We start from the raw sequence: 23,956 nt of genomic DNA, 5'->3' as shown, positions 1-23,956 counted from the left end.
CCCAGACCCTTGGATCAACAAGTGCGCCGATTAACAATTCGATACATGTGTGGATACATGCTGACACCAATACAGAGAACGTTCTCGCAACCATGGGGCTTTTTGGTCCCCGCCTCGCGGGCGGTCGCCACCGGCCGGCCGACGCAGCGGCCCCCCGTCCCACGCCCTGAGAGGGGGTGATTGCACCCCCGTCTGTGCGCGGGTAAGTCGGCCTGCCCGACCCGATCTCGCGCCACGCCGCGGCGCCCTCGTGACGATTCACAATGCGTTCGCCAACCAGGATTCGAGTGCCAATCACCACCGTGAGTCGAAAGAACACACCACAAAGTGGTTCCCGTCGACTCGTCAACGCTCGGCGCAGATCAAAAAGAGCCCACCGGTGGGCGATCGCCGTCCATTGTCTACGCGCTGGCGCGAGGCCATGAACTTGGACATGAAGACTCGCATCACCGCCGTGCACACCGCCCTGCTCATGACCCTGACCGGGGCCCCCGTGGCCATGGCCAGCACCGCCGCCCACGCCAAGGAGTACAAGGTCAAGATCAACAACACGAGCGCCAACAAGTGGAAGGTCAAGTGGATCTGCAAGAAGAGCGACGGCTCGACCAAGACCATCGACGCCGACACCTACCCGAGCTTCTCGTCGACCAAGCGGACCACCAACGTCACCTCGAGCAAGTGCTCGACGGGCGACTGGTGGATTCAGTTTTACTACGGGGTCAACAACGCCTGGTTCCACGTCCCCTTCGCGTCCCTCGACGACGTCGTGACCCAAAAGGGGCGCGAGGACGACTTCAACAGCAGCGAGAAGATGTGCATGGTCGCCTACCACAACGCGATCGTTCAGGTCCCTTGCTGACCCCCGCCACCCCCAACTGACGCAACACGAGGACGCGCCCCATGCTCTCGCTGCTCCCGTCCCCGCCGCGCTCCCACCGGGACGCGCAGGCCCGACGCCTCGCTCGCCGCCAAGCGGGCGTGCTCGGGCTCGGTCTGGCGCTGCTGGCCCTCGGGCTCGCGCCGCTGGGCCTCGACCAAGGCCGGGACCGGGACCAGCCCACGCTGGGGCACGCCTCCGCGTCCCCCTCGACGTCCACCCGCAGCGCGCCCCATCCATCCGCGCCGACCCGCCCTCGCTCGCTCGGCCCGACTCCCCGACCCTCGTCCAGCCCGCCCGCGCCCCAGCCCAGCGCGTCCCCAAGCCCCGAGGCCCGAGCCTGGCGCGAGCTCGGCCGCGCCCGCCGGACCCTCGACGAGCGCGTGCTCGAGCTCGACGAAGACCTTCGCGCGCTCGCGGCCGACAGCGAGGCCTTCGAGGGCCCCGGGGTCGAGGAGGCCCTCGAGGCCATCGAGGACGAGCTCGAAGTCGCCGCAGCCCAGCTCGGCCAGGTGCGCGAGCTCGAGGACGGCGAGGCTGCCGACGGAGCCACGGCCGCCGAGATTCGGGCGCTGGTCGCCTGGATTGAGGACGACAGCGAAGCGCGACCCTAGCGCAGGGCGGGAGACGCTCGTCCCGATGGGGGGCCTTCGCAGGCCCTCCCCCGTGCCGGCAAAGCCGTCTCGGATCCCTCTCCCCGGCGGTCGGGCCAAGCCCTCCTGTGCCCTGGACTCATGGAAGTAATCCCTGAGCCAGGGGACTAGACACGCGATCGCAATGTGCGAGACTCCGCGGCCGTGCCGCGCAAGAAGAAAGTCTCCAAGCAGGTCGAGGTCTCGGTCCAAAAGGACCACCTGCGCAAGCTCTCGAAAGCACGCCGGCCGCTCCAGGCCATCCAGGAGCTGATCTGGAACAGCCTCGACGCCGACGCGACCCGCGTGGAGGTGGCCTTCGACAAGAACCTGTTCGGCGGCATCGAGCGGGTCTCGGTCATCGACGACGGCGAGGGCTTCACGCCCCAGCGCGCCTTCGAGGTGTTCGAGCGCCTGGGCGGCTCGTGGAAGCAAGAGGTCGAGGCCACCGCCAAGGGCCGGCGCCTCCACGGCAAAGAGGGCAAGGGCCGCTTCGCCGCCTTCGCCCTCGGCCCGGTGGTCGCGTGGACCTCGGTCACCCAGGACGAGGACGGCAACCACCACAGCTGCACCGTCGAGACGACCGAGGCGAAGATCGATCGCTTCCAGATCACCGGGCTGGCGCCCCGCGGCGAGGTCGCCCTCGGCACGACGGTGACCGTCTCGGAGATCCCCGAGAGCGTGCACGGCCTCGTCGGCGCCGACGCGGTCGCGGCCATGCTCGACAAGTTCGCGCTCTACCTCGTCAACTACCCCGGGGTGACCCTGGTCTACGACGGCCAGACCCTCGACCCCAAGTCGATCATCGCGGCCACCCAGGCCAGCGAGGTCGAGGTCGAGGTCGGCGGCGAGACCCTCAGCGTGGCCCTCGAGATCGTCGAGTGGTCCAAGAAGGGCAGCCGCGGGATCTTCCTCGGCAGCGCCGACGGCTTCGCCCTCGGCGAGCTGCCCCTGGGCGTGAACACCCAAAACCGCCGCTTCACCCTGCACCTGCGCGGCGCGGCCATCGAGGCGCTGCACGAAGAGGGCGCCCTGAGCCTCGGCGACCTGCACCCCGGGGTCCGCGCCCTCGTCCACGCCGCCCGCGAGGAGCTCATCGACTACCAGGACAAGACCTCGCCCCGGGCCACCGCCGCCCGCGTGAAGGCCTGGCGCAAGCAGGGCGTCTACCCCTTCCCCGAGCTCAAAAAGGGCGCCAAGCCCAGCCTCCAGCAGCGCGCCTTCGACCTGCTCGCCAACGAGGCCGAGGAGCGGGCGCCGGAGCTGCGCAAGCCCAAGAGCAAGTCCAAGCGCCTGCTCTTTCAGCTGCTCGCCGGCGCCCTCGAGGGCGGCCCCGAGCCGGTCGAGACCCTGTTCGCCGAGGCCTTCGAGCTCAACGAGGCGCAGCGCAAGCAGCTGGGCAAGCAGCTGTCGCGCTGAGCGAGCTCGCCCTGTCGTGCTCTCCAGGAGCCGAGGCGGGACCGAGTGGCAGCTCTCCCACCGCGATCGTATGCTGGTCCGATGAGGAGATGCGCGTGGGTTGCTGGGATGTCGGCGCTGCTGTTCACCGTCGCTTGTGGGACCGACGAGGTCGGTAAAGACAGCGACGAGGCCCTCGGGGACGAGGAGAGTGAAGGGAGCGGAGACGGCGAAGACGACGCCGACACGACGACCGACGACGACGACGACGACGGGACGACCACCGACGGCGACACGACGACTACCGGCGACACGGACTCCGACTCCGACTCCGATACCGACTCCGATACCGACTCCGACTCCGACTCCGACTCCGACTCCGACTCCGACTCCGACTCCGACTCCGACGAGAGCAGCGACGAAGACGGCGGCGAGCCGCCGATCGAGCCCGAGTTCTTCCCCGATCAAGATCCCCCCGACGTCCCCTGCGCCGTCACCCTCGGGGACCACGAGGAGCTCTGCGCGGACCTGCCCTGCCCGGTCGTCATGGACTACGTGATCGCCTGCGCGGGCGTCGAGCAGGTCACCCGCGGCCCCGAGCTCGGCCTGAGCGACGAGCGGGTGTTCATGAATTTTGCGGTCGACCACTGGTGGGCCAAGAAGTTCTCGTTCATCGGCGACGCCGACGGTCTCGCGCACGTCGCCCCCTTCCCCGGGCTCCGGTTCAGCGGGCAAGACAGCGCTGGCCGGCTCTACCGCACGACCGAAGAGCTCGCCTACGTCCACCGCGTCGAGGGCGGCTGGCAGTACGACCCGATCCCCGATCCGCCGGGCACCAGCTCGGGCCACTTCCTGGTCCGGCCGATGGTCGACGGCGACGACGTCTTGAACTTCGCGGTCCGCCGCCACCCCCCCGCCGACGACTTCAGCGGCTACAACTACTACTGGTGGAGTCCCGACCCCGGGGACGAGCAGACCTGGTCGCCGCTGGGCATCGGCTCGGCCGACGCCCAGTCGGGCCCGATCGCCTACGGCTTGACCGCCGACGATCGCGTGTTCGTGCTCAACTCCAACTACGACTACGGGGACGAGGCCGCCCACTGGATCTCCTTTTACTTGCCTGGGGAGGGACCCGACGTCGACGTCGGCGCTGACGACTCCGCGACCTACCCCGGCGGCCAGCCCACCTTGGTCCCTCGACCGCCGCGCCCCTACCTCGCCCCCCAGGCCCCGACCCTGTCCGTGCTGCGCGGGCGCTTCGACGGGCTCACGCTGCTGTCCATCGACGGCTACGAGGGCCACATCGAGAGCGCGATCCCCGGGAGCCCGCCGCTGGACCTCACCTGCCCCTGGCTCCCGCCGCCGGTCGAAGGCGAGTGCCCCGGCCCCTGCGTGGAGACGGTCTCGGGGCGCGAGCACGGAGCCCACGACATCGCCCAGACCGCCGACGGGCGGGTGTGGGTCAGCTGGATCATCACCACCGCCGACGTGGTGCACACCTACGCGCTGGTCAACGGCAACTGCGCGCGCAGCTCCACCATCGACGCGACCGCCGTGCTCCACCTCGAGGCGCTCACGCCCGAGGGCGCGTCGACGAGCTCGGTGCTCCTGCCCCTCGGGCAGGTCGCCGAGGGCGAGCCCCACTTCGGCCGCGACCTCGGCCTCGGGGCCTTCGGCGAGCGCCTCGGGCTCGCCTTCGAGATCGCCCGCGGCTCCGAGCGCGAGCCCGTGGAGGCCCTCGAGCTCCGGCTGCTGGTGTTCGACACCAGCGAGCTCTAGCAGCAGGACATCGGAGAAGTCCTCACGACACCTCGCTTGGTCTTTTCGCCGAGCTGACTTCTCCGATGCCCTACCGAGAAAGGCAGCCGCCCACGGGTTCAACGCCAGCTGAGTCCGTGGACGACGCTTTCCTGGATCATGGGTCCCGGCGTGGCCGGGGTGGGCGACTGCTAGCGACTAGCTCAGGTCACCCGCGAGGGCCTTGAGGAACACGCGCTCGCACTGCTCCTCGTTGGCCGGGATCGGGTTGCCGCCCATGGACGGGTCGGCCACGGCCAGGGGCGCCAGGCGCTTGGCCATGGCCGCGTCGAAGCCCTCGACGTCCGCGAGGGTGTGCGGCAAGCCCAGAGTCTTGCGCAGGCTGATCATCCACGAGAGCACGGCGTCGAAGCCGTTGCTGGCCACGGGGATGTCGAGGATGCGCGCGAGCACGTCCATCTTGTGGGCGATGGCCTCGCGGTTGAAGACCATGACGTAGGGCAAGAAGATCGCGTTGGCGGTGCCGTGGTGGACGCCCAGGGCCCCGCCGAGGGGGTGGCTCAGGGCGTGGACCAGGCCGAGGCCCTTTTGGAACGCGGTCGCGCCCATGGACGAGGCCATCAGCATCTCCGTGCGCGCCTCGATGTTCGTGCCGTCCTGGTAGGCGTCCACGAGGTTCTGGCGGATCAGCCACATGCCCTCGAAGGCGATGCCGTCGGCCATGGGGTGGTAGCCCGGGGCGCAAAAGGCCTCGAAGCAGTGGGCCAGGGCGTCCATGCCCGTGGCCGCGGTGAGTCCAGCGGGCAGGCCCACGGTCAGCTCCGGGTCGGCGAGCACCAGCTCGGGCAGCATCTTGGGGTGGAAGATGATCTTCTTGTTGTGCTCGGGGTCGGTGATCACCGAGGCGCGGCCGACCTCCGAGCCCGTGCCCGCCGTGGTCGGCACGGCGATCTTCGGCGGCATCTTGCTGGGGTCGACCTTGGTCCAGTTGTCGCCGACGTCCTCGTAGTCGAACACCGAGCCGGGGTTGCCGACCATGAGCGCGATGCACTTGCCCACGTCCAGGGCCGAGCCGCCCCCGACGAGCACCAGGCCGTCGGCCCCGTGCTCGCGGTAGGCCGCGACGCCAGCCTCGACGTCGGCGCCCGTGGGGTTGGAGTGGACCGCGGAGAAGGTCGCGGGCTCGAGCTCGGGGGCCGCGGCGAGCTGCCCGGCCAGGGCCGTGAACCACGGCAGCGCGACCAGGCCGGGGTCCGTGACGATCAGCGGGCGGCGCATGCCCTGCTCGGTGCACGCGGCCGCGAGCTCGCGGATCCGGCCGGCGCCGATGCGGTAGGGAGTGGGGTAGTTGAAGTTGCCGACGAGGGAGGTGCTCACGCGGGGCCGATGGTAGCCCACCTCCCGCGGCGTCGGGGCTTTAGGCCGGGCAGATCTGGATGGCCGCGTTCTCCGTGTCGAGCACGCAGGTGTCCTCGGCCTCGGGCGGGTTGTCGAGCCACTGGCAGCAGGGCAGGTCGTCGGGGATGCCCGGGTAGCCCTCGGTGGGGCACGGGGTCCCGCCCGCCAGGCAGCAGCCGTAGTCCGAGGCCGAGCCCCCGGGGATCACGTCGCCGTCGATGACGAAGCCGTCGCAGTCCTCGTTGCACTCGACATCGCAGAACACCGGCAGGGCCGGGTCGAAGGGGAAGCCCTCCTCGATGCACAGGGGCTGGCAGTGGGCGATGAGCTTGTCCCGGTCGACCTGATCGCCGTCGCAGACCTCCGGCTCGAGCGTCCCGACCCCCTCGTCCCCGCCGATGGTGATGTCGAACTCCCCGTCGAGCACGCCGTCGCCGCAGTAGCTGCAGTTCTCCCGGCTGAAGATGCACGCGTCGGTGCAGTGGAGGATGTAGCCCTTGGTGTAGCTGTCCTTCTCGTCGTGCTCGGGCTCGAAGTTGGAGCACTCGAGCTCCGGGGAGAAGCCCCCGAGGGCCGGGAGGCACTGCTCGAGGAAGCTCGAGCAGGCCTCGCCCTCTTCGCAGTCGTCGTCGCCCTCGCACTGCTCGTTGGGCGTGCACTCGGGGGTGAGGTCGCCGGGCGGGCGACCCACGCACTCGCCGACGCACTCCAGCCTGCAGCTCGAGTTGCAGCTGACGAAGCCCAGGGCGCACTGCAAGTCGATCGCGTCGCTGTCGGGGACGGACCCGTCGCACTCCTCGTCCCCGCGCACGACCCCGTCGCCGCAGATGTTGCAGTCGTCGTCGCTGTCGAGGATCTCGCAGGTCAGCGGGTCGCAGCCGGCGTCCCGGGTGAAGCCCTTGTCGCGGCAGGCCGAGGCGTGGCGCTGGTTGGGGTCGTTGGGGTCGCACTGCTCGAACTCCGGGTCGAGCCAGCCGTCGCCGCAGGACAGGCCCCGGGGCAGGGGGCAGCCGAGCGCGAACACCCCGCCGACGCACAGGCCGATCAGCGCGGGGCTCGCGAGCGAGCGCAGCGCTCGCGCGACCGCGACCGCCAGGCCCAGCTGTGTCGAGCGCCCCGACATGGGGTCAGTATATAGACGAAATCGAGCTCATTCGAAGCCGAGCAGCTTCAGCTTGCGGTACAGCGTCGTCTTGCCGATGCCCAGGATGCGCGCCGCCCTGCGCTTGTTGCCCTCGGCGTAGTCCATGACGCTGCGGATCGCCCGACGCTCGGCATGCTCCAGGCTCATCTCGGACTCGGAGGGCGCGGGCAGGTCGACCGCCGCGCGCAGCTTCACCTCCTTGGGGAGGTCGCGCAGCTCGACGTCGACGCCGGCTCCAGCGAGCACCGCCTCGCGCAGCACGGCCTCGAACTCGGCGAGCTCCCCCGGCCACGGGTAGCGGCGCAGGCAGTCCAGCGCGGCGCTCGACAGGCCGCCGACGGGGCGCACGAGCGGCAGCGTGGCCATGGACTGCAGCGCCAGCGCCTCCAGGTCGTCGACGCGCTCGCTCAGCCGGGGCAGGGCCAGGTGCTCGGCCCGGCCGCGGACCGCCGCCAGCGTGGCGGTGTCCAGGGCGTCCCCGTGCTCCGTGCAGAAGATCCAGCGCACGCGCGAGTCGAGCTCGGCGCGGGCGAGGAGCCGGGCGCGTTCGACCGGCGCGCGCTGCTCGAAACCCAGCACACACACGGTCCCGCTCGTCGGGCTCGGCGGCGCCTCTCCCGGCGCGCAGCAGAGCATGGCGCGGGTGTCGCCACCGTTCGCGGGCACCTGGGCGCCTTGCCCCAGGTGATGCACCAGGGCCGCCGCCCGGATCGTCCCCGAGCCCATCGGGCCGGACACGAACAGCGCTCTGGGCTGACGAGAGAGCTCGAGCAGGCGGGTCCGCAGGTGGATGGCCTCGGGGCTGCGCCCGGCCAGCAGCAGCCGCGAGGCGGCCAGCGAAGGCGCGGTGGTGCTGGGAGGCGTGAAGGCTTGGGAGAGTTCGGTCGCGTTGTTCATCCGGTCCACTCGGAGGGGCACGTAAAGCGCAGTGGGAGAGCGACCAGGGGAATTCGCAGGCCAGGAGCCCTGCGCGACATGCGTGTTCTCACGCGGCTTGGTCTTTGGGTTGCGCGGGAGCCTTGGACGATCGGCCCGACGACGGGCAACGGACAGACACGAGCCGACAGCGAGCCCGGCGGATGGCCAATGGGTCGAGCCACGGTCTTCCCAGGGCGAACACCGATCCAAAGGACCGTTCGCAATGTTGGCCAGACCTCGATACCGTTTGCCTCCCTACCTCACCGATCGGGAAACAAATGAAGAAGTACCTCACCGCCAGCCTCGCCCTCTGCTTCTCCCTCGGCGCCCTTTCGGGCTGCACCGCTTCCGAAGAGGACTGCGTCAAGCTTGGAGACAAGTTCGTCGAGCTGTTCATGAAGGACCAGCCCGCCGACAACCCCCTGGGCGAGGAGATCCTCAAGTCGGCCGCCGAGGCTGGCAAGGAGGAGGTCATCAAGCAGTGCAAGGCCGAGCCCCCGCTCAAGGCGAGCATCGACTGCGCCCTCAAGGCCGAGACCCTCGACGCCCTCGAGCAGTGCTGAGCCTCGCGTGAGCCCCGCGGCTCACCACACAAAAAGCCCCGGTCGTGACTGCCGGGGCTTTTTGCGTTTGGGTGCCGCTGTTCTAGCCGTCGTGGACGACGCCACGCCCTCCCTGCCCCACGTCCACGACTCAGCCGACCGGAATGCCCGAGGCGGCCAGCTGCCCGCCGTCGATGTCGATGATCGAGCCGGTGACGAAGCTGCTCGCGTCGGACGCGAGGAACTGGATCAAGTTGGCGATCTCCTCGGGCTGGGCCATGCGGTGCTGGGGGATGGACTTCAGCACCGCCTTGCCGATGGCCTCGTTGCCCCAGATCGCGCTCGAGAACTTGGTCTTGACGAAGCCCGGGGTCAGCGCGTTGACGTTGATCTTGGCGTCCGCGAGCTCGACGGCGAGGACCTGGGTGAGCATGCAGACCGCGGCCTTGGACACGCAGTACACGCCCATGCCCGGCTGGACCCGGCGCCCGGCGACGGAGGCGATGTTGATGATCCGCCCGCCCCCGCGCGTTTGCATCTCCGGCACGCAGGCCTTGACCATGCGGAAGTAGCCCTTGACGTTGACGTCGTAGGTCTTGTCCCAGTGGCTGTCCTGGGAGCTCATGATCGGCCCGAAGTGGGGGTTGGTGGCGGCGTTGTTGACGAGCACGTCGACGCCCCCGAAGGCCTCGACGGTCTTGGCGACGACGCGCTGCACGGCCTCGTCGTCGCCGGTGTGCGCGGGCACGGCGAGGACCTCCCCGCCGGTCTGCTCGCGGATGTGCGCCGCGGCCTGCTCGAGCGGCTCGGGCTTGCGCGAGGCGATGACCACCTTCGCCCCCGCCCGGGACAGGGCCGTCGCCGTGGCCAGGCCGATGCCGCGGGAGCCACCGGTGACGATGGCGACCTTGGAGTTCAGGTCGAAGGACGAGGACGCGGACGAGGGCTCGGACATGGCCGCGTTGTACCGCGCCTGAGCAGCCCTGGCCCGGCTCTGGCTGCGCCCTGGCTCGGGGGAGAGCTCACTCGACGACGCTCGCCACCTCGCCGATGGGTTGTTGCCCGAGGCAAGCGAACGCCGCCACCGCCAAAGACTCGCAAGCCGAGGCGGGCTGCGCCCAACTCCCGCGGCCGAGTCGGCGTCGACGTCTGCCTTGGCGCCGGGCAGGGCCCCTACGAAAAGCGGCGCATGTACTGGCGCATGAGGAAGCGGCGAAACCAGATGTTGAGGCCCGCGCCCGGCAGCGCGAGGCCGCCGTAGATCACCAGCGAGCGCGCCCCCGCGCTGACGCCGTGGGGGAAGTCGCGCCACAGCGTGTGGGGGTGCATGGGCGGGACGCCGTCGGCGTACTCGCTGTCGGGCGAAGCCGCGGCCAGGCGGAGGATGTTCTTGGCGATGGCTTGGGCGGCGAAGATCGCCTCGATCGCCCGCTGCATGGTCGGCCACTGCCCGTCGCCGCCGTAGATCCGCGCCACGTCCCCGCCCGCGAAGATCTCGGGCTCGTCGGTGTGCTCGGGGTAACACTGCAGGCTCGGGCCCACGCGCAGCCAGCCGCGGGCGTCGAGGGGCAGGCCGAGCTCGGGGAGGATCTTCGGCGGGCGCACGCCGCCGGCCCAAAAGCCGAGCGCGCAGTCGAGGGTGCGCGCGCTGCCCTGGCCCGACAGGCGCAGGCGAAGAGCGCCGCCCTCGGCCGCCTCGACCGCCTCGACGCGCGTGCTCAGGGCCAGCTCGACGCCCTGCTCGGCCAGCACCCGCGCCGCCCACCGGCCGCCCCGAGGGTGCAGCCCGGGCAACAACCGATCGCCGCCGTGGACGAGCACGACCTTGGGAACCCGCCAGCCATCGGGGCGCGCGGCGGCGAGGTGGGCGAGCTCTCCGGCCATCTCCACGCCGGTGATGCCCCCGCCCACGACGACCACGCAGGCCTCGCCCTCGTCTCCAGACCGGGACAGGCGCTCGGCGATGGCCGCCTTGCTGGCCTCGAACTCGTCGCGGAACTTGTAGGCGCGCAGCAGCTCGCCGCCTGGCAAGCCCGCGGGCGCGCGGACCTCGGAGCCCAGGGCCACGACCACCAAGCGCCCCGAGAGCGCGCTGCCGTCAGCCAGGGTGACCACGTGGCTGACCGGATCGAAGGCGGCGATGTCCCCCTGGACCCAGCGCGCCGGCGAGCGCTGGCGAACCCAGTCGGCGCTCGGCAGCACGGTCTTGGCGTCCACGCCCGCGGCCAGGCGCTCGGTCAGCAGCTCGTGGGTGAGCGGGATGTAGGGGTGGTCGACGCAGCGATCGACCACGGCGATGTCGAGCTCGCGGCCCCGTCGACGCCGCCGCAGCTGGCGGACCAGCTCCACCCCCAGGAAGCTGCCCCCGAGGATCAGCACGTCGACGTCGTAGTCGTGACTCATGGCTGGCCCTGAAGTCGGTTCAGTTCCCGAACACGAACACCTTGTCGCGCACCGACGCCGGGAAGCGCTCGCGCACGACCTGCTCGGCGAAGGCCTTGGTGTGCCGCAAGCTGCGGTGCACGAGCACGAGGGCCTCGCCCTCGAAGCGCTCGGCGTGCTCGATGATCTCGTCGACGTGGGTGTGGCCGTAGGCCCGGGTGTCCTCGACGCCGCGGGTGTCCGACCACGAGGTGCACTCGTGGACCAGGACCTTGACCTGGCGCATGAGCGGCGAGGCCAGGAAGGCGTCGATGGTCGTGTCGCCGGAGACGCACAGCAGGGGCACGTCCGTGGACTCGGTGATCGTTTCGCCGCGCTCTTTGGCCGCGCGGATCTCCTGGTTGGGCTTGCCCTGGAACGCGGGCAGCAGCTTGTTGACCCGGCGCTCGATGACCCACGCGAGGCTCGGGACGCGGTGCACCGTGGGCACGGCGATGGCCGTCAGGCCCCGGCCCAGCTCCACCCGATCGCCAGGCCCGGCGGGGCGCAGGTCGTAGCGGTAGTCGAAGCCCTCGACCGCCGACCACAGCTCGAGCATCTGCTCCAGCTGGGGCGCGAGGGCCTTGGGCGCGGCGATGGTCGGCACCTTCTGCTTCCGCATGCCGCGCTGCGAGAGGTAGTAGTGGATCCCGCCGAGGTGGTCGGCGTGGCCGTGGCTGATCAGCAGGCGATCGAAGCCCAGGGCCTTGGGCGGGCACATCCCGATGTCGAACATCACGCCCAGCTCGGGCACGCGCAGGTTGGTCTCCACGCCGCCCTCGGTCACGCCGACCAGGCGCAGACCCGAGACGACCAGCTCGTCTTCTCGCGGGCGGGGCATGGGCGGGGGTTGTAGCAGATCGCGCCGTGATGGCTAGTAACGACCGCTCAACGAGCCCGCCCGGTCTCCGCGGCCTCCTCGACGAGCAGGGCGAAGCGCCGCCACGCCCCCGCACCGTAGCCGCAGCCCTCGGCGAGCTCGAGGGCCTCGTCGGCGCACGCCCTCGCCTCGTCCCAGCGCCCCGCTTCCAGGTGGGTCAGCGCCGTCTGGGCCAGGCCCAGGGCCTCCTCCCCCTCGTCGACCTCGCCCTCGTCCTCGGCGCTCAGCCAGCCGCCCTCGGCCCGCGCCTCGGCCTCGGCGGCGACGAGGCTGCGCCGGGCGAGGGCGATGGCCGCGACGGTGCGCGGATCGGCGATGTCGTCGTGCATGCGCGCCGAGCATCGACCATCCCCCGCGCAGGGACAAGCGCGCGCGTTTCAGGCCCTCCCTGCCCCACGTCCACGACTCAGAGATTGTCAATGAATCCACGCCCCCGCGAGCGGGGGCGACCACGAGCCTTGTCCAAGGCACGAACTTCATTGCCCACCAAGCCAAAGAGGAGGAGCGGAGCGACGAAGCGTCCCCGGTCCTGGGCGGCTGTGGGGGCAAAACAGAACTCAGGCGGCGTCGCCGGGGACGAGCTCGGCCAGGGCGTAGACCTCGTCGCGGATCGCCGCCCGCTCGGCCGCGATGGTCTCGCCCAGATCGCGGTGGCGCAGCAGCTGCCAGGCCGCCCACGCCCGCGCCGCGGCGTCCTCGGTGAGCTCGACGAAGCGCAGCGCCGCGAAGCCCAGGAGCGGGAGCACGAGCAGCGCCGCGCCGGCCGAGCTCCACCGGTGCAGCAGCCCGGCGACGACGGCGAGCGCGACCCAGGTCAGGGGAAAGAACAGCAGCCCGCCCGTGAGCTTCAAGGTTGCGAGCACGTCCTCGAAGTCGTCGGTCGCGGCCTGCTTGGGCGCGAGGCGGTGGGCGATGAAGTCGACGGCGCGGTAGGGCAGCCAGTGCGTCAGGATCCCGAGCACCCCGGGGACGACCAGCAGCGCCAGGCTCAGGCCGCGCACGATGGTCCAGCGCAGCGCCCGGCGCCGCCCGATGGCCGCGGGGTGATCCACGCCCATGCCCAGCGCGTCGAGCTGCGCCTCGAAGGCCCGGACCCGGCGGACGACGACCTCGAGGCGCCGGGGCGCCTTGGCCTGGAGCTGCTCGTAGCCGTCGATGAGGCGCTGCTCGAGGTCCAGGCTGGCCCGCGCGCCCTCGGCCCAGCCCTCGCCCCCGTCCCGCGCCGCCGCGCTCAGCACCCGCGCCGTGGCCCGGGCGAGCTCGACGGCCTCGTGGGTCCGCGACTGGACGATCACCTCGCCGAGCGCGTCGGCGATTTGATCGGTCAGCTCCTGCGCCGCCTCCTTGGGCGGCCGGGACCGCTCGTCGAGCGCGACCACCGGCGTGGTCAGGGGCGCGCCGTAGACCAAGGTCGCGTCGCTGCGGAAGGTCTTCTTGTCCGCGTAGTTGAGGCCCACGGGCACGATCTGCACGGGCTGCGCCCCCCCGGCGCTCGCGCTCAGGGCGATGCGCGCGGCCCCGGTCTTGAGCGGCGCGAGCAACGGCTCGCTGTGCGAGATGCCCTCGGGGAACAGCGCCAGCGCCTTGCCGCTGGCCAGCAGCGCGATCGAGGTCTCGACGCTCTTTCGGTTCTGCTTGGGGTCGGCCCCGTCGCGCTCGCGGTAGACCGGCAAGCACTCGAAGGCGCGCACGAAGTGCTTGACCAGGACCATGTCGAACAGCGGCGCCTTGGCCAGGAAGGTCACCGGCCGGGGCGAGCGGCAGAGGATGAACAGCGGATCGAGCAGCGCGTTGGGGTGGTTGAGGACGAACAGCACCGGGGTGTCCGCGCCCGCGGGGACCTGCTCCATGCCCACGCTCTCGATGCGGCGAAAGAAGATGCGCAGCAAGAAGCGGCACAGGGCAGTCATGAGCGCTCGCATGGCCTGGGCTCATGCTACGCCGCCGCGCCCCCGAGTGCCGGTCTTTGTTGCGTCGCCGTCTGGTCCGCTCGGGTCCCGCGCCCCGTCGACCGGTCGCCATCACGATCGCCGCGGCCCGCCGCCCGCGGGCGCGCTCAGTAGGCCTTGGCCATGAGCACGCGCTGCTTCGAGGGCTTGCCCGAGAAGATGCAGGTCCCGGGCTCGGCGGCGGGCCCTTGCCCCTCCAGCGGGACGCAGCGAATGGTCACCTTGGTCTTGTCCTTGATCGCCGCCTCGGTCTCCGCCGTGCCGTCCCAGTGGCACCACGCGAACTTGCTCTCGTCGCCGGCGAAGGTCGCCTCGAACTCCTCCCAGGTGTCGAGGGTCACCGTGTTGGCCGCGCGCCGGGCCTTGGCGGCCGCGAGCAGGGCGTCTTGGTAGTCGAGCAGGCGCTGGCGGACGCTGCCCAGGAACTCGGCCTCGGGCAGGAACTGCTTGCCGCTGCACGCCGGGGTGTCGACGCGCATCTTCATGCAGACCTGGCCCTTGTCGAGGTCCTTGGGCCCGAGCTCGATGCGCATGGGCACGCCGCGGCGCTCCCAGTCGTAGAACTTGGCCCCGGGCCGCATGTCGCGGTCGTCGATCACGACCTCGAGGAAGTCGCGGTAGCGGGCGCGCTCGGGGGCGATGTCGATGGCCGAGAGCTGCTCTTTGAGGCGCTCGGCGGCCTCCATGACCCGCTCCTTTTCGTGGGCCTTGCGGAAGATCGGGATGATCGCGGCGTGGATCGGCGCGACGCGGGGCGGCAACACCAGGCCGTCGTCGTCGCTGTGGGTCATGACCAGGCCGCCGATCAGCCGGGTGCTCACGCCCCAGGAGGTCTGCCACACGTGCTCGAGGTCGCCGGCCTCGTTTTGGAATTTGACGTCGAAGGCCTTGCCGAAGTTCTGGCCCAGGTCGTGGCTGGTGCCGGCCTGGAGGGCCTTGCCGTCCTGCATCCACGCCTCGATGCAGTAGGTCTCGAGGGCGCCAGCGAAGCGCTCGGAGGCGGTCTTGATCCCGCGGGTCACGGGCACGGCGAGGACCTCCTCGGCGAAGTCGCCGTAGACGTGGAGCATCTGCAGGGTCTCCTCGATGGCCTCCTCGTGGGTCGCGTGGGCCGTGTGCCCCTCCTGCCACAGGAACTCGGTGGTCCGCAGGAACATGCGCGTGCGCAGCTCCCAGCGCATCACGTTGGCCCACTGGTTGATCTTCAGGGGCAGGTCGCGGTGCGAGTCGATCCACTTGGCGAAGAAGTGGCCGATGATCGTCTCCGAGGTCGGGCGGATCACGTAGGGCTCCTCGAGCTCCTGCCCGCCGGCGTGGGTGACCACGGCGAGCTCGGGGGCGAAGCCCTCGATGTGCTCCGCCTCTTTCATGATGAAGGACTGCGGGACGAGCAGGGGGAAGTAGGCGTTGCGGTGCCCGGTGTTCTTGAAGCGCGCGTCGAGGTCGCGCTGGATCTTCTCCCAGATCGCGTAGCCGTGGGGGCGGATGACCATGCAGCCCTTGACCACCTTGGCCGGCTCGGCGAGCTCACCGAAACGAACGACGTCCTGATACCACTTGGGGTAGTCCTCGGCCCGCGTCGTGATGGCCAGCTCGTGCTGCTTGCCGCCCTTGCTGCCGCCCTGCTTCTTGCCTTGCTTGTTGCCGCCCTTGCCGGACATGCCGGGAGTGTCGCCGATTCGCGGGCCAGCGCAAGGGCCGGGCCCGCGCCCGCGCCCGTGACACAGCGCGCGCGCGGGTGAGTCAGGCTGACACGCCCCGGGGCTCAAACAGCCGCCAGCGGGGGCTCCGGCGGCCGCCAGCGCTTCGGTACGGGTCTTGCTCATGTCCCCCCCATGACCAACGAACGAGCCGACTTCCTGTCCTCCTCCCTGCTCTCCCTCACCGCCTCGTTCGCGCTCTTGGGCTTCGCGCTCTCGGGCTGCGACGGAAAGGACGGCTCCGCCACCGAGACCCCCGGCGACGACGCCAGCGTCGAGGCCAAGGCCGAGGGCGGCGACGGCGAGGCCGACAACCTGTGCACCAAGTACACGAGCTGCAGCGCGTGCATCAGCGGTCAGCAGTCCGAGGGCAAGACCGAGGGCGAGGCCGAGACGCAGTGCGGCCTGGCCGTGGCCGGCTGCTGGGTGACCTGGGACAAGCCCGTGGTGTGCGGCGACGAGACCTATGACGAGAAGCCCGAGTAGACCCAGACCTGTTAGGGTCTCGCCATGTGGACGCCGCCCGAGCGCATCCGTCACCCCGTCGCCGAGACCGCGTGGCCGAGCGCCGCGCAGGCCCGCGAGAGCCGGCTGTTCTCGCCCGTGGACCTGGGCCCGCTGCGCCTGAGCAGCCGGACCTGGGTCCCGGCCATGGTCCCGTGGCGGGCGACCGGCGAGGGCGAGGTCACCGAGGACGTGATCGGCTGGTACCGGCGCTTCGCCGAGGGCCGCCCCGGGGCGGTGGTCGTCGAGGCCACGGGCATCCGCGACATCCCCTCGGGGCCCTTGCTGCGCATCGGCGACGCCCGCTTCGTCCCGGGCCTGCGCCGCCTCGTCGACGCGGTCCACGAGGCCAGCGAGGGCGAGACCAAGGTGCTGATCCAGTGCATCGACTTCCTCGCCGTCAAGCGCCGGCCGCCGCCGCAAAAATTCTTCGCGCGCTTTTTGAAGCTCGGCCCCGAGCACAAGCGCCGCTTCGCCGAGCACGCCCGCGATCCAAGCTGGCGCGAGGCCGACGACGCGCGGGTCCGCGAGGCCCTGCAGGCCTGCCTCGAGCGAGGTGACGACGCGACCCTCGAGGCCGTGCTGACCGCCCGGGAGCTCCGGGACCTGCGCTACGGCTACCGCGAGGCCGTGACCGACACCCACCTCGCCCACATCCGCGGCCTGCCCGAGGTCCTGCCCGGGCTGTTCGCCGACGCGGCCCTGCGGGCCCGAGAGGCCGGCTTCGACGGCGTCGAGCTGCACTACGCCCACGCCTACACCATGGCCAGCTTCCTGTCGCGGACCAACACCCGCGGCGACGGCTACGGGGGCGACACCGCCGGCCGGCTGCGCCTGCCCCTCGAGGTCTACGCGGCCGCCCGCGCCGCCGTGGGCAGCGACTACGCCCTGGGCTGCCGCTTCCTCGGCGCCGAGGTCATCGAGGGCGGGAGCACCCTCGACGACGCCCTCGCCTACGCCGTCGCCTTCGCCAGGGCGGGCATGGACTTCTTGAGCGTGTCCAAGGGCGGCAAGTTCGACGACGCCAAGCAGCCCAAGGTCGGCGACGCGGTCTACCCCTACACGGGCCCGAGCGGCTACGAGTGCATGCCCACGGTCTACTCCGACGCCCGCGGGCCCTTCGGCCGCAACCTCGAGCTGTCCGCGGCGATCCGCGCGGCCGTGCGCGCGAGCGGGCGCGAGACCCCGGTCGTCGGCGCCGGGGGGATCAACTCCTTCGCGCTGGCCGAGGCGGCCCTCGAGGCCGGCCAGGCCGACATCATCGGCGCCGCGCGGCAGAGCCTGGCCGACCCGGACTGGTGGCTGAAGATGCGTGAGGGTCAGGGCGCGCAGATCCGCCGGTGCAAGTTCACCAACTACTGCGAGGCCCTCGACACCAAGCACAAGCAGGTCACCTGCCAGCTGTGGGACCGCGTCGCCCTCGACGCCCCGGACGTGCCGCTGAGCCACGACGGCCGCCGGCGCCTGCTCGCGCCGACGTGGGATCGAGAAGCGCGCGCAAAAAAGTAGCCCGGGCGAGGTCCGACACCTCACCCGGGCTTCCCCGGTTCCCGATACGGTGCCGCGGGACCCCCCGGTCTCCGCGGCAGACATCTCCCCATACGTCCCCCCTGCGCGCGCGTTACAGCCTTTCTCGATCTTTCTCGATCCGCCCTCGTGTCACGCTTTGGTAGCGTCGAGCGATGCGCCTACCGCCTCGCCCGCTCACCCGTGCTGCCCTGACCACGTGTGCGCTCGCCTGCACACCCCTCGCGCCGCTGGCTTGCACCGACGACGGGGGCGAGGCCGACGGCGGCGTCGACGAGATCGGCGCGACCGAGGGCGAGAGCGCCGAGGACGAGTCCACCGGCGAGTCGGGCACCGAGGCGGGCACGACCACCGAAGAGGGCGAATCCGAGAGCACGAGCGAGGGCGAGAGCGCCGACGCCGACACCAGCTCCGAGGGCTCCGAGAGCGCCGACGACACGACCACCGGCGAGGACCCCGGCTTCGGCCCGTGGTGCGACCCGCCCCCCGAGTGCGACGAGCCGTCCCCGCCCGCGCCCCCAGAGCTCGACTGGGAGCACTTCAGCAGCAGCGTGATCGTGCTCTCGGGCGACCCCAACCACCGCTTCCGGGACATGTTCTACGTCCCCGGCGAGACCCCGTGGCTCATGGCCAAGTTCACCTACGGGCTCATCGACAAGGACCTCGAGGACGAGCGCGTCGACGTCTACCTGCTGCGCGACTGCGAGGGGCCGTGGGAGCTGCTCGGCGAGGCCTGGACCACCGAGGAGGGCGACCACCCCACCGTCGAGGGCGTCGAGGACAGCGGCGGCTGGGTCTACTTCGAGGTCCCCGCCGACGCCGAGCTGGCCCTGGGCCGCCACCGCGTGCACATGGTCGTGCGCGGCGATCAGACCAGCGTCGAGGGCTTCATCGAGGTCGTCGAGCCCGGCACGCCCCTGTTCCTCAGCGACGTCGACGGGACCCTCACCACCTTCGAGACCGAAGAGTTCGTCGACCTGCTCCTCGACACCACCCCCGACGCCCACCCCTTCGCCGCGGCCAACTTGCAGGTCCTGCAAGACAAGGGCTACCACGCCATGTACCTGACCGCGCGGCCCGAGTGGCTGGTCGATCGGACCCGAGAGTTCGTCGAAGAGCGCGGCTTCCCGCCGGGGATCATCCACACCACCCTCAACACCACGGGGGCCCTGGGCGGCGAGGCCGAGGACTACAAGACCGACGAGTTCGCCATGCTCGAGGCCAAGGGCCTGGTCCCCACCTACGTGTTCGGCAACACCGAGAGCGACGCGGCGGCCTACGAGAACGCGGGCATCGAGCCCCTCGAGCACCGGATCTTCTACCAGTACGACGACGTCCACGGCGGGCGCACGATCCAGAGCTACGGCGAGCTCAGCGACGAGTTCGATGGCCTGGCGGACCTGTGCGAGTGAAGAGCCCGCGAGCGCTCGCGGTCGCGGCCGCCCTCGCCCTCGCCCCCCTGACCCTCGGGACCCTGGCGTGCCAGCAAAGCCAGCCGGACGCCGAGGCCAACGCGCGCGAGCAGCCCCTCGGGCGGGCGCTGGTCGTCGCCCCCCTCGCCGACGCGCACCCGTGGTCCATGGCCCTGCTGACCGCCGCGGCCCACCGCGACGACCCCGACGACAGCGAGCTCGAGGCCAGCCTCGGCCGACGCACCGGCGCCGCCGGCCGGCCCGCCCCCGACCCGATCCTCCGCGCCCCCGAGCGCGCGACCCTCGAGGCCCTGCTCGCCAGCCACGAGGCGGCCCACGCCCGCCCCGAGGGCCTGCGCCCCGTCTACCTCGACGAGGGCGAGTCCTGGCGCCTGCTCTTCGTCGAGGACGCCGACGCCGTCGAGGTCGGCCCTGGCCAGGGCCTGCTCCGCCTCGTCGACACCCCCGCCGGCCTGCGCCTGCGCCTGCGCCTGGCCAAGGAGCCCGGCGCGGCCCTGCGCGCCCTGACCGAGGCCCGCGTGGGCGACCGCGTCGCCCTCGTCGACGGCGACGTCGTGCTCATGCTCCCGACGATCCACGAAGCGATCACCAGCGGCGAGCTCGAGCTGCCCCCCTTCCCCTCGGGCGCCCCCACCCCGGGCGCCGATCCCGACGCCGCCAGCCGGGCTCGCTTCGAGAGCTTGCGCTGAGCCAGACCCAGCTGCTCAGCCTGCCAGCTGCGAGGGCTGGCGCCCGCGACCGTCCAGGGCCACGCGCAGGGTCTTGCTGAGCGAGCGCAGCGAGATGGGCTTTTGCATGAAGGCCATGCGCCCGGCCTCGACCTCTTCCTTGAGATCGGCGACGTCGAGGTTGCCCGACATCAGCACGATCGCCAGCTCGGGGTAGTGCTCGCGGACGTAGTCGGCCAGCTCGGCGCCGGTCATGCGCGGCATGGACAGGTCCGAGAGCACCAGGTCCACGCGCAGCCCGCCCTCGAAGGCCTCGACGGCCTCGGCCCCGTCGCGCGCGACCTCGACGGCGTAGCCCATGGACTCGAGCAGCTTGGCCGTCGAGCGGCGCACCGCGTCGTTGTCCTCGACGAGCAGGACCCGCTCCGAGCCCCCCTCCCCCGCCGCGCCCACGCCCACGCCCGCGACCACGCGCGGGGCGGCTTGTTGGGGCAGGAACACGCAAAAGCAGGTGCCGTGGCCGAGGGCGCTGTCCACGGTGACGTGGCCCTTGCTCTGCTCGACGATGCCGTAGACGTTGGCCAGCCCCAGGCCCGTGCCCGAGCCGGCCTTCTTGGTCGTGAAGAAGGGGTCGAAGATGTGGGGCAGGACGTCCTCGGGGATGCCCGTGCCGGTGTCGGCGACCTCGAGCAGCACGTGGTGCTCGCTGGCGCTGTCGAGGCGCTCGGGGGCCCGCCCCTGGCTGGTGCGCAGCTCGATGCGGCCGCCCTGGGGCATGGCGTCGCTGGCGTTGACGACCAGGTTGATGAGGATCTGATCGAGCTGGTTGGGGTCGGTCTTGATCCACAGCGGCGACTCCCACAGGCACAGCGCCAGCTCGATGCGCTCGCTGATCAGCCGCCCGAGCATGCGCACGGAATTGCGGATGTGCTCGTTGAGGTCGAAGATCTGGCCGCGCATGACCTGGCGGCGGCTGAAGGTCATCAGCTGGGCGACCAGCTCCCGGGCGGTGTCAGACACCCGGCGGATCTCCGACACCCGCTCGAAGGCCTGCTCGGCGAGCTCGTCCTCGAGCTCCATCAGGTCGCACATGCCCATGATCACCGTGAGCAGGTTGTTGAAGTCGTGGGCGATGCCGCCGGCGAGGCGCCCGACCGCCTCCATCTTCTGCGAGTGGCGGACCTGGTTCTCGAGCTGGTCGCGCTCGGTCAGGTCCTCGAGGATGGCCATGGCCCCGCTGACCCCGCCCTCGCCGTCGGCCATGGGCGCGGTGTGCATGCGCAGGCGGATCGGGGAGCCGTCCTTGCGCTTGCGCCACGCCTCGACCCCGGTGAAGCCCTTGCCGTCGAGGACCCGCTCGTAGAGCTTCTCGAAGTCCTTCCACTCGTCCGTGGGCACGAGGGGGTAGGGCCGACCGAGGATCTCGTCGGCGGTCCAGCCGAACATCTGCTCCGCCGCCCGGTTCCACATCGTCACCCGCATCTCCGGATCGAGGGTCAGGATGGTCACCGGGCTCGAGTCGACGAAGGCGTCGAAGGTCTGACGCGCGATCTGCAGCTGGCGGGTCAGCAGGGTCTCCTGCCGCGTCCGCACCCGCCGCACGGTGACGGTGAAGCACACCGGTGCCAAGTGCGGGGACAGCGGGCGGATCATCACCTCGAGCTCACCGCCGATGGACTCGTGGCGGACCGAGACCTCGGCCTTGGGCTGCGTGTCGGGGATCCAGTCGAGCAGCTGCGCGAGCCGTCGACCGGGCAGGGGCGCCGCCCGGGTCAACGACCGGAAGGCCGAATCCATGTCGAGGATCCGGCCGCCGGCGTCGAGCAAGCAGACGCCGACCTCTCCGCTCGAATGCGGCACACACACAGGATAGCCCGTTTTATCGCGACTCTGCGGATTTCGACTGTCATCAATGGCAAAGCCGACGGGCCTTCGGGACTGCGGCTTTGGCCCCTCCCCGAACCCCCGTGCAGGGGCATCAGTGCAGAGATGGCGCCCACGTCAGTGGTGAGTCCATAATTTCGGCTCATTCCAACACACGAAACAATACGTGCACAGCGACTCACCGTTCAGCGCACATACGCGCATTCGCGCCCCGCGCGAAGGTCGTGGATGGGCGCGAGGGGTGCCCTTCACTTGCAGTTGGCTTCGACGTCGACCATCGAGCTCTGCGCGAGCACGCACTCGACCTCTTCGACGCTGCCGTCTTGCACGCACCCGTCGATGAGCTTGTCCCGCTGGTTGTTGGCGAGCTTTTGGATCTTGCTGCTCGGGTTCTCCCGAGACTCTTCCAAGAGCGTCACGAAGTGATCCGCGAATTGCTCGCACTGCTCCTCCGTCGGCTTGGAGCAGCCCGTCGTCGAGAGCAGGCCCAGGACGGCGAGCGCGGTGATGGCGGCGGAGGGGACGAGGCGGGTCTTGGGCATGGGCTCGAGGCGCCCGCTCGAGCGGACGCCCCGAGACGCTATCAGCCGAGGAAGGGGTAACGCCAGTCCTTGGGAGCGGCGAGGTTCTCTTTGATCGTCCGCGGCGAGGCCCAACGAATCAGGTTCCACATGCTGCCGGCCTTGTCGTTGGTGCCGCTGGCCCGGCTCCCGCCGAAGGGCTGCTGGCCCACCACCGCGCCGGTGGGCTTGTCGTTGATGTAGAAATTGCCGGCGGCGAAGCGCAGCCCCTCGACGGCCTGGACCACGGCCTTGCGGTCCTCGGCAAAGATGGCACCGGTGAGCGCGTAGGGCGTGCTCTGATCGCAGGTCTCGAGGATCGGGCCAAACTCTGCGTCGGGGTAGACAAAGACCGTGAGGATGGGTCCAAACAGCTCCTCGACCATGGTCGCGTAGCGCGGATCGGTGGTCACGATCACGGTCGGGCGGACGAAGTAGCCCTTGGCGTCATCGCACTCGCCGCCGAGGATCTCGGTGACCGCACCGCCGACGGCGGCCTTCGCCTCGGCGATCGCGGCGGCGTGCTTGGCGTAGGCCCGGTCGTCGATGACCGCCCCGAGGAAGTTCGAGAAGTCGCGCGGGTCGCCCATCTTCATCGCCTCCATGCCGGCGACCAGGCGCTCGCGCAGCTGCGGCCACAGGCTCTCGGGGATGTAGGCCCGCGACGCGGCCGAACACTTTTGCCCCTGGTACTCGAAGGCCCCGCGCAAGAGCGCCGGGGCCAGGCGCTCGAGGTCGGCGCTGGGGTGGGCGACGACGAAGTCCTTGCCGCCGGTCTCGCCGACGATGCGCGGGTAGCTGCGGTAGCGGTCGAGGTTGTCCGCGGCCTGCTTCCACAGCAGCTTGAAGGTCGCCGTCGAGCCGGTGAAGTGCACGCCGGCCAGGTCCGGGTCGCCCATGACCTGGGCGCCGACCTGCGCCGCCGGCCCGGGGATGAAGTTGATGACCCCCGGGGGCAGGCCCGCGGCGGCGAACAGCTCCATGAGGTAGTGGCTCGAGAGCAGGGCCGTGGGCGCCGGCTTCCAGATCACCGTGTTGCCGAGCATGGCCGGGGCGGCGCACAAGTTGGCGGCGATGGAGGTGAAGTTGAAGGGGGTGACCGCGAACACGAAGCCGTCGAGGGGGCGGTACTCGAGGCGGTTCCAGACCGCGGACCCCGGGGACTGGGGCTGCTCGGCGTACATGCGCTCGACGTAGGCGACGTTGAAGCGGAAGAAGTCGACGAGCTCGCAGGCGGCGTCGATCTCGGCCTGGTGGCAGGTCTTGCTCTGGCCGAGCATGGTCGAGGCGTTGAGGCGATCGCGGAACTCGTCCTGGAGCAGCCGAGCCGCGCGCAGGAAGATCGCCGCCCGGTCCTCCCAGGGCATCGCCGCCCAGCCCGGCGCCGCGTCCTTGGCCGCCTGCAGCGCCTTGGCGACCTCGGCCTCGCCGGCCTGGTGGCAGGTCCCGGTCACGTGGCCGTGGTCGTGGGGCATGACCATGGTCTGGGTCGTGCCGGTGCGCAGCTGCTCCCCGTTGATGACCAGCGGCACCTCGATCTGGGCGCCGAGTTGGCGGTCGAGTTCGGCCTCGAGTCGAGCGCGCTCGGGGCTCCCCGGGGCGTAGGCGCGGACGGGTTCGTTGGCGGGCGTGGGGATCGGGGACGAGCCGAGGGACGACATGGGCGACGCCATACCACGGACCGCGAGGCGCCAAGAGTGCGGCGGCGCGTTCACCCCCGAGGCCCGAGCAGGGCCGAGCGAAACGCCGATCTCGAACCAAGA

The 23,956-nt window shown here is 70.8% G+C and carries 21 protein-coding genes; 9 read left to right on the top strand and 12 right to left on the bottom strand.

Features of this window, described 5'->3' with window-relative positions:
- Positions 1-433 precede the first annotated feature (433 nt).
- The 4 genes from PPSIR1_RS08970 to PPSIR1_RS45825 all read left to right on the top strand — a co-directional run bounded on the left by PPSIR1_RS08970 (position 434) and on the right by PPSIR1_RS45825 (position 4,686).
- Complete coding sequence (locus tag PPSIR1_RS08970) at positions 434-859, top strand: hypothetical protein (protein WP_157595352.1); 426 nt, start codon at positions 434-436, stop codon at positions 857-859.
- A 41-nt stretch (positions 860-900) separates the two neighbouring features.
- On the top strand, positions 901-1,491 hold the full coding sequence (locus PPSIR1_RS08965; RefSeq protein WP_006970711.1) for a hypothetical protein: 591 nt from the start codon (positions 901-903) through the stop codon (positions 1,489-1,491).
- 165 nt (positions 1,492-1,656) lie between these two features.
- Entirely contained in the window at positions 1,657-2,928 is a 1,272-nt protein-coding gene (locus PPSIR1_RS08960; RefSeq protein WP_006970710.1) for an ATP-binding protein, read from the top strand.
- Between the two features lie 108 nt (positions 2,929-3,036).
- On the top strand, positions 3,037-4,686 hold the full coding sequence (locus tag PPSIR1_RS45825; RefSeq protein WP_006970709.1) for a hypothetical protein: 1,650 nt from the start codon (positions 3,037-3,039) through the stop codon (positions 4,684-4,686).
- A 177-nt stretch (positions 4,687-4,863) separates the two neighbouring features.
- Here the strand turns inward: PPSIR1_RS45825 and PPSIR1_RS08950 are convergent, their stop codons facing one another.
- From PPSIR1_RS08950 to PPSIR1_RS08940, 3 genes are read right to left on the bottom strand one after another with little or no spacing between them, the layout of a single operon-like run.
- A complete protein-coding gene (locus PPSIR1_RS08950) occupies positions 4,864-6,042 on the bottom strand; it encodes an iron-containing alcohol dehydrogenase (RefSeq protein WP_045115674.1) in 1,179 nt (392 codons plus the stop codon).
- Positions 6,043-6,082: 40 nt separating this feature from the next.
- Positions 6,083-7,186: a hypothetical protein gene (locus tag PPSIR1_RS08945; protein ID WP_006970707.1), complete on the bottom strand. Its 1,104-nt coding sequence runs from the start codon at positions 7,184-7,186 to the stop codon at positions 6,083-6,085.
- Positions 7,187-7,213: 27 nt separating this feature from the next.
- A complete protein-coding gene (locus PPSIR1_RS08940; protein WP_006970706.1) occupies positions 7,214-8,104 on the bottom strand; it encodes a helix-turn-helix domain-containing protein in 891 nt (296 codons plus the stop codon).
- Between the two features lie 299 nt (positions 8,105-8,403).
- On the opposite strand from PPSIR1_RS08940, the gene PPSIR1_RS08935 reads away from it, so the two are divergent.
- The gene (locus tag PPSIR1_RS08935) at positions 8,404-8,688 is read left to right on the top strand and encodes a hypothetical protein (protein WP_006970705.1); all 285 of its coding nucleotides are present in this window, start codon (positions 8,404-8,406) and stop codon (positions 8,686-8,688) included.
- A 130-nt stretch (positions 8,689-8,818) separates the two neighbouring features.
- Here the strand turns inward: PPSIR1_RS08935 and PPSIR1_RS08930 are convergent, their stop codons facing one another.
- The 6 genes from PPSIR1_RS08930 to proS form a co-directional block, all read right to left on the bottom strand.
- Positions 8,819-9,622 carry an SDR family NAD(P)-dependent oxidoreductase gene (locus tag PPSIR1_RS08930; protein WP_006970704.1) on the bottom strand — a complete coding sequence of 268 codons (804 nt, stop codon included), beginning with the start codon at positions 9,620-9,622 and terminating at the stop codon, positions 8,819-8,821.
- Between the two features lie 218 nt (positions 9,623-9,840).
- The gene (locus tag PPSIR1_RS08925) at positions 9,841-11,070 is read right to left on the bottom strand and encodes an NAD(P)/FAD-dependent oxidoreductase (protein WP_006970703.1); all 1,230 of its coding nucleotides are present in this window, start codon (positions 11,068-11,070) and stop codon (positions 9,841-9,843) included.
- Between the two features lie 19 nt (positions 11,071-11,089).
- Positions 11,090-11,929: an MBL fold metallo-hydrolase gene (locus PPSIR1_RS08920; RefSeq protein ID WP_006970702.1), complete on the bottom strand. Its 840-nt coding sequence runs from the start codon at positions 11,927-11,929 to the stop codon at positions 11,090-11,092.
- A gap of 47 nt (positions 11,930-11,976) precedes the next feature.
- Positions 11,977-12,297 (bottom strand): hypothetical protein, encoded by a 321-nt coding sequence (locus tag PPSIR1_RS08915; RefSeq protein WP_006970701.1) that lies wholly within the window; start codon positions 12,295-12,297, stop codon positions 11,977-11,979.
- Between the two features lie 228 nt (positions 12,298-12,525).
- On the bottom strand, positions 12,526-13,890 hold the full coding sequence (locus tag PPSIR1_RS42245; RefSeq protein WP_006970700.1) for a lysophospholipid acyltransferase family protein: 1,365 nt from the start codon (positions 13,888-13,890) through the stop codon (positions 12,526-12,528).
- 134 nt (positions 13,891-14,024) lie between these two features.
- Complete coding sequence (gene proS, locus PPSIR1_RS08905; RefSeq protein ID WP_006970699.1) at positions 14,025-15,578, bottom strand: proline--tRNA ligase; 1,554 nt, start codon at positions 15,576-15,578, stop codon at positions 14,025-14,027.
- A gap of 174 nt (positions 15,579-15,752) precedes the next feature.
- Here proS and PPSIR1_RS08900 point away from each other — a divergent pair, with 174 nt between their 5' ends.
- The 4 genes from PPSIR1_RS08900 to PPSIR1_RS08885 all read left to right on the top strand — a co-directional run bounded on the left by PPSIR1_RS08900 (position 15,753) and on the right by PPSIR1_RS08885 (position 19,770).
- A complete protein-coding gene (locus tag PPSIR1_RS08900) occupies positions 15,753-16,103 on the top strand; it encodes a hypothetical protein (protein WP_006970698.1) in 351 nt (116 codons plus the stop codon).
- A gap of 24 nt (positions 16,104-16,127) precedes the next feature.
- Positions 16,128-17,630 (top strand): oxidoreductase, encoded by a 1,503-nt coding sequence (locus PPSIR1_RS08895; protein ID WP_006970697.1) that lies wholly within the window; start codon positions 16,128-16,130, stop codon positions 17,628-17,630.
- 173 nt (positions 17,631-17,803) lie between these two features.
- Positions 17,804-19,060 (top strand): LNS2 domain-containing protein, encoded by a 1,257-nt coding sequence (locus tag PPSIR1_RS08890; protein WP_006970696.1) that lies wholly within the window; start codon positions 17,804-17,806, stop codon positions 19,058-19,060.
- Positions 19,057-19,770 (top strand): hypothetical protein, encoded by a 714-nt coding sequence (locus tag PPSIR1_RS08885; protein ID WP_006970695.1) that lies wholly within the window; start codon positions 19,057-19,059, stop codon positions 19,768-19,770. The genes PPSIR1_RS08890 and PPSIR1_RS08885 overlap by 4 nt, the downstream gene beginning before the upstream one ends.
- Before the next feature lie 15 nt (positions 19,771-19,785).
- Here PPSIR1_RS08885 and PPSIR1_RS08880 read toward each other — a convergent pair whose 3' ends face one another.
- The 3 genes from PPSIR1_RS08880 to pruA all read right to left on the bottom strand — a co-directional run bounded on the left by PPSIR1_RS08880 (position 19,786) and on the right by pruA (position 23,854).
- The gene (locus tag PPSIR1_RS08880) at positions 19,786-21,609 is read right to left on the bottom strand and encodes a hybrid sensor histidine kinase/response regulator (protein WP_157595351.1); all 1,824 of its coding nucleotides are present in this window, start codon (positions 21,607-21,609) and stop codon (positions 19,786-19,788) included.
- Positions 21,610-21,881: 272 nt separating this feature from the next.
- On the bottom strand, positions 21,882-22,175 hold the full coding sequence (locus PPSIR1_RS08875; protein WP_006970693.1) for a hypothetical protein: 294 nt from the start codon (positions 22,173-22,175) through the stop codon (positions 21,882-21,884).
- 41 nt (positions 22,176-22,216) lie between these two features.
- Positions 22,217-23,854, bottom strand: coding sequence for an L-glutamate gamma-semialdehyde dehydrogenase (gene pruA, locus PPSIR1_RS08870; RefSeq protein WP_045115689.1), 1,638 nt, complete (start codon positions 23,852-23,854; stop codon positions 22,217-22,219).
- Positions 23,855-23,956: the final 102 nt, after the last annotated feature.

This window comes from Plesiocystis pacifica SIR-1, from assembly GCF_000170895.1.
GTDB lineage: Bacteria > Myxococcota_A > Polyangia > Nannocystales > Nannocystaceae > Plesiocystis > Plesiocystis pacifica.
This window is presented reverse-complemented; position numbering and strand designations above follow the sequence as displayed.

Excerpts from the sequence above, each read along its gene's own strand:
- PPSIR1_RS08895 (WP_006970697.1), top strand. The coding sequence starts at position 16,128 with ATGTGGACGCCGCCCGAGCGCATCCGTCACCCCGTCGCCGAGACCGCG.
- pruA (WP_045115689.1), bottom strand. The coding sequence starts at position 23,854 with ATGTCGTCCCTCGGCTCGTCCCCGATCCCCACGCCCGCCAACGAACCC.
- PPSIR1_RS08970 (WP_157595352.1), top strand. The coding sequence starts at position 434 with ATGAAGACTCGCATCACCGCCGTGCACACCGCCCTGCTCATGACCCTG.
- PPSIR1_RS08915 (WP_006970701.1), bottom strand. The coding sequence starts at position 12,297 with ATGCACGACGACATCGCCGATCCGCGCACCGTCGCGGCCATCGCCCTC.
- PPSIR1_RS08930 (WP_006970704.1), bottom strand. The coding sequence starts at position 9,622 with ATGTCCGAGCCCTCGTCCGCGTCCTCGTCCTTCGACCTGAACTCCAAG.
- PPSIR1_RS08920 (WP_006970702.1), bottom strand. The coding sequence starts at position 11,929 with ATGCCCCGCCCGCGAGAAGACGAGCTGGTCGTCTCGGGTCTGCGCCTG.
- PPSIR1_RS08875 (WP_006970693.1), bottom strand. The coding sequence starts at position 22,175 with ATGCCCAAGACCCGCCTCGTCCCCTCCGCCGCCATCACCGCGCTCGCC.
- PPSIR1_RS08940 (WP_006970706.1), bottom strand. The coding sequence starts at position 8,104 with ATGAACAACGCGACCGAACTCTCCCAAGCCTTCACGCCTCCCAGCACC.
- PPSIR1_RS08900 (WP_006970698.1), top strand. The coding sequence starts at position 15,753 with ATGACCAACGAACGAGCCGACTTCCTGTCCTCCTCCCTGCTCTCCCTC.
- PPSIR1_RS08935 (WP_006970705.1), top strand. The coding sequence starts at position 8,404 with ATGAAGAAGTACCTCACCGCCAGCCTCGCCCTCTGCTTCTCCCTCGGC.
- PPSIR1_RS42245 (WP_006970700.1), bottom strand. The coding sequence starts at position 13,890 with ATGCGAGCGCTCATGACTGCCCTGTGCCGCTTCTTGCTGCGCATCTTC.
- PPSIR1_RS08925 (WP_006970703.1), bottom strand. The coding sequence starts at position 11,070 with ATGAGTCACGACTACGACGTCGACGTGCTGATCCTCGGGGGCAGCTTC.
- PPSIR1_RS45825 (WP_006970709.1), top strand. The coding sequence starts at position 3,037 with ATGTCGGCGCTGCTGTTCACCGTCGCTTGTGGGACCGACGAGGTCGGT.
- proS (WP_006970699.1), bottom strand. The coding sequence starts at position 15,578 with ATGTCCGGCAAGGGCGGCAACAAGCAAGGCAAGAAGCAGGGCGGCAGC.
- PPSIR1_RS08945 (WP_006970707.1), bottom strand. The coding sequence starts at position 7,186 with ATGTCGGGGCGCTCGACACAGCTGGGCCTGGCGGTCGCGGTCGCGCGA.
- PPSIR1_RS08890 (WP_006970696.1), top strand. The coding sequence starts at position 17,804 with ATGCGCCTACCGCCTCGCCCGCTCACCCGTGCTGCCCTGACCACGTGT.
- PPSIR1_RS08965 (WP_006970711.1), top strand. The coding sequence starts at position 901 with ATGCTCTCGCTGCTCCCGTCCCCGCCGCGCTCCCACCGGGACGCGCAG.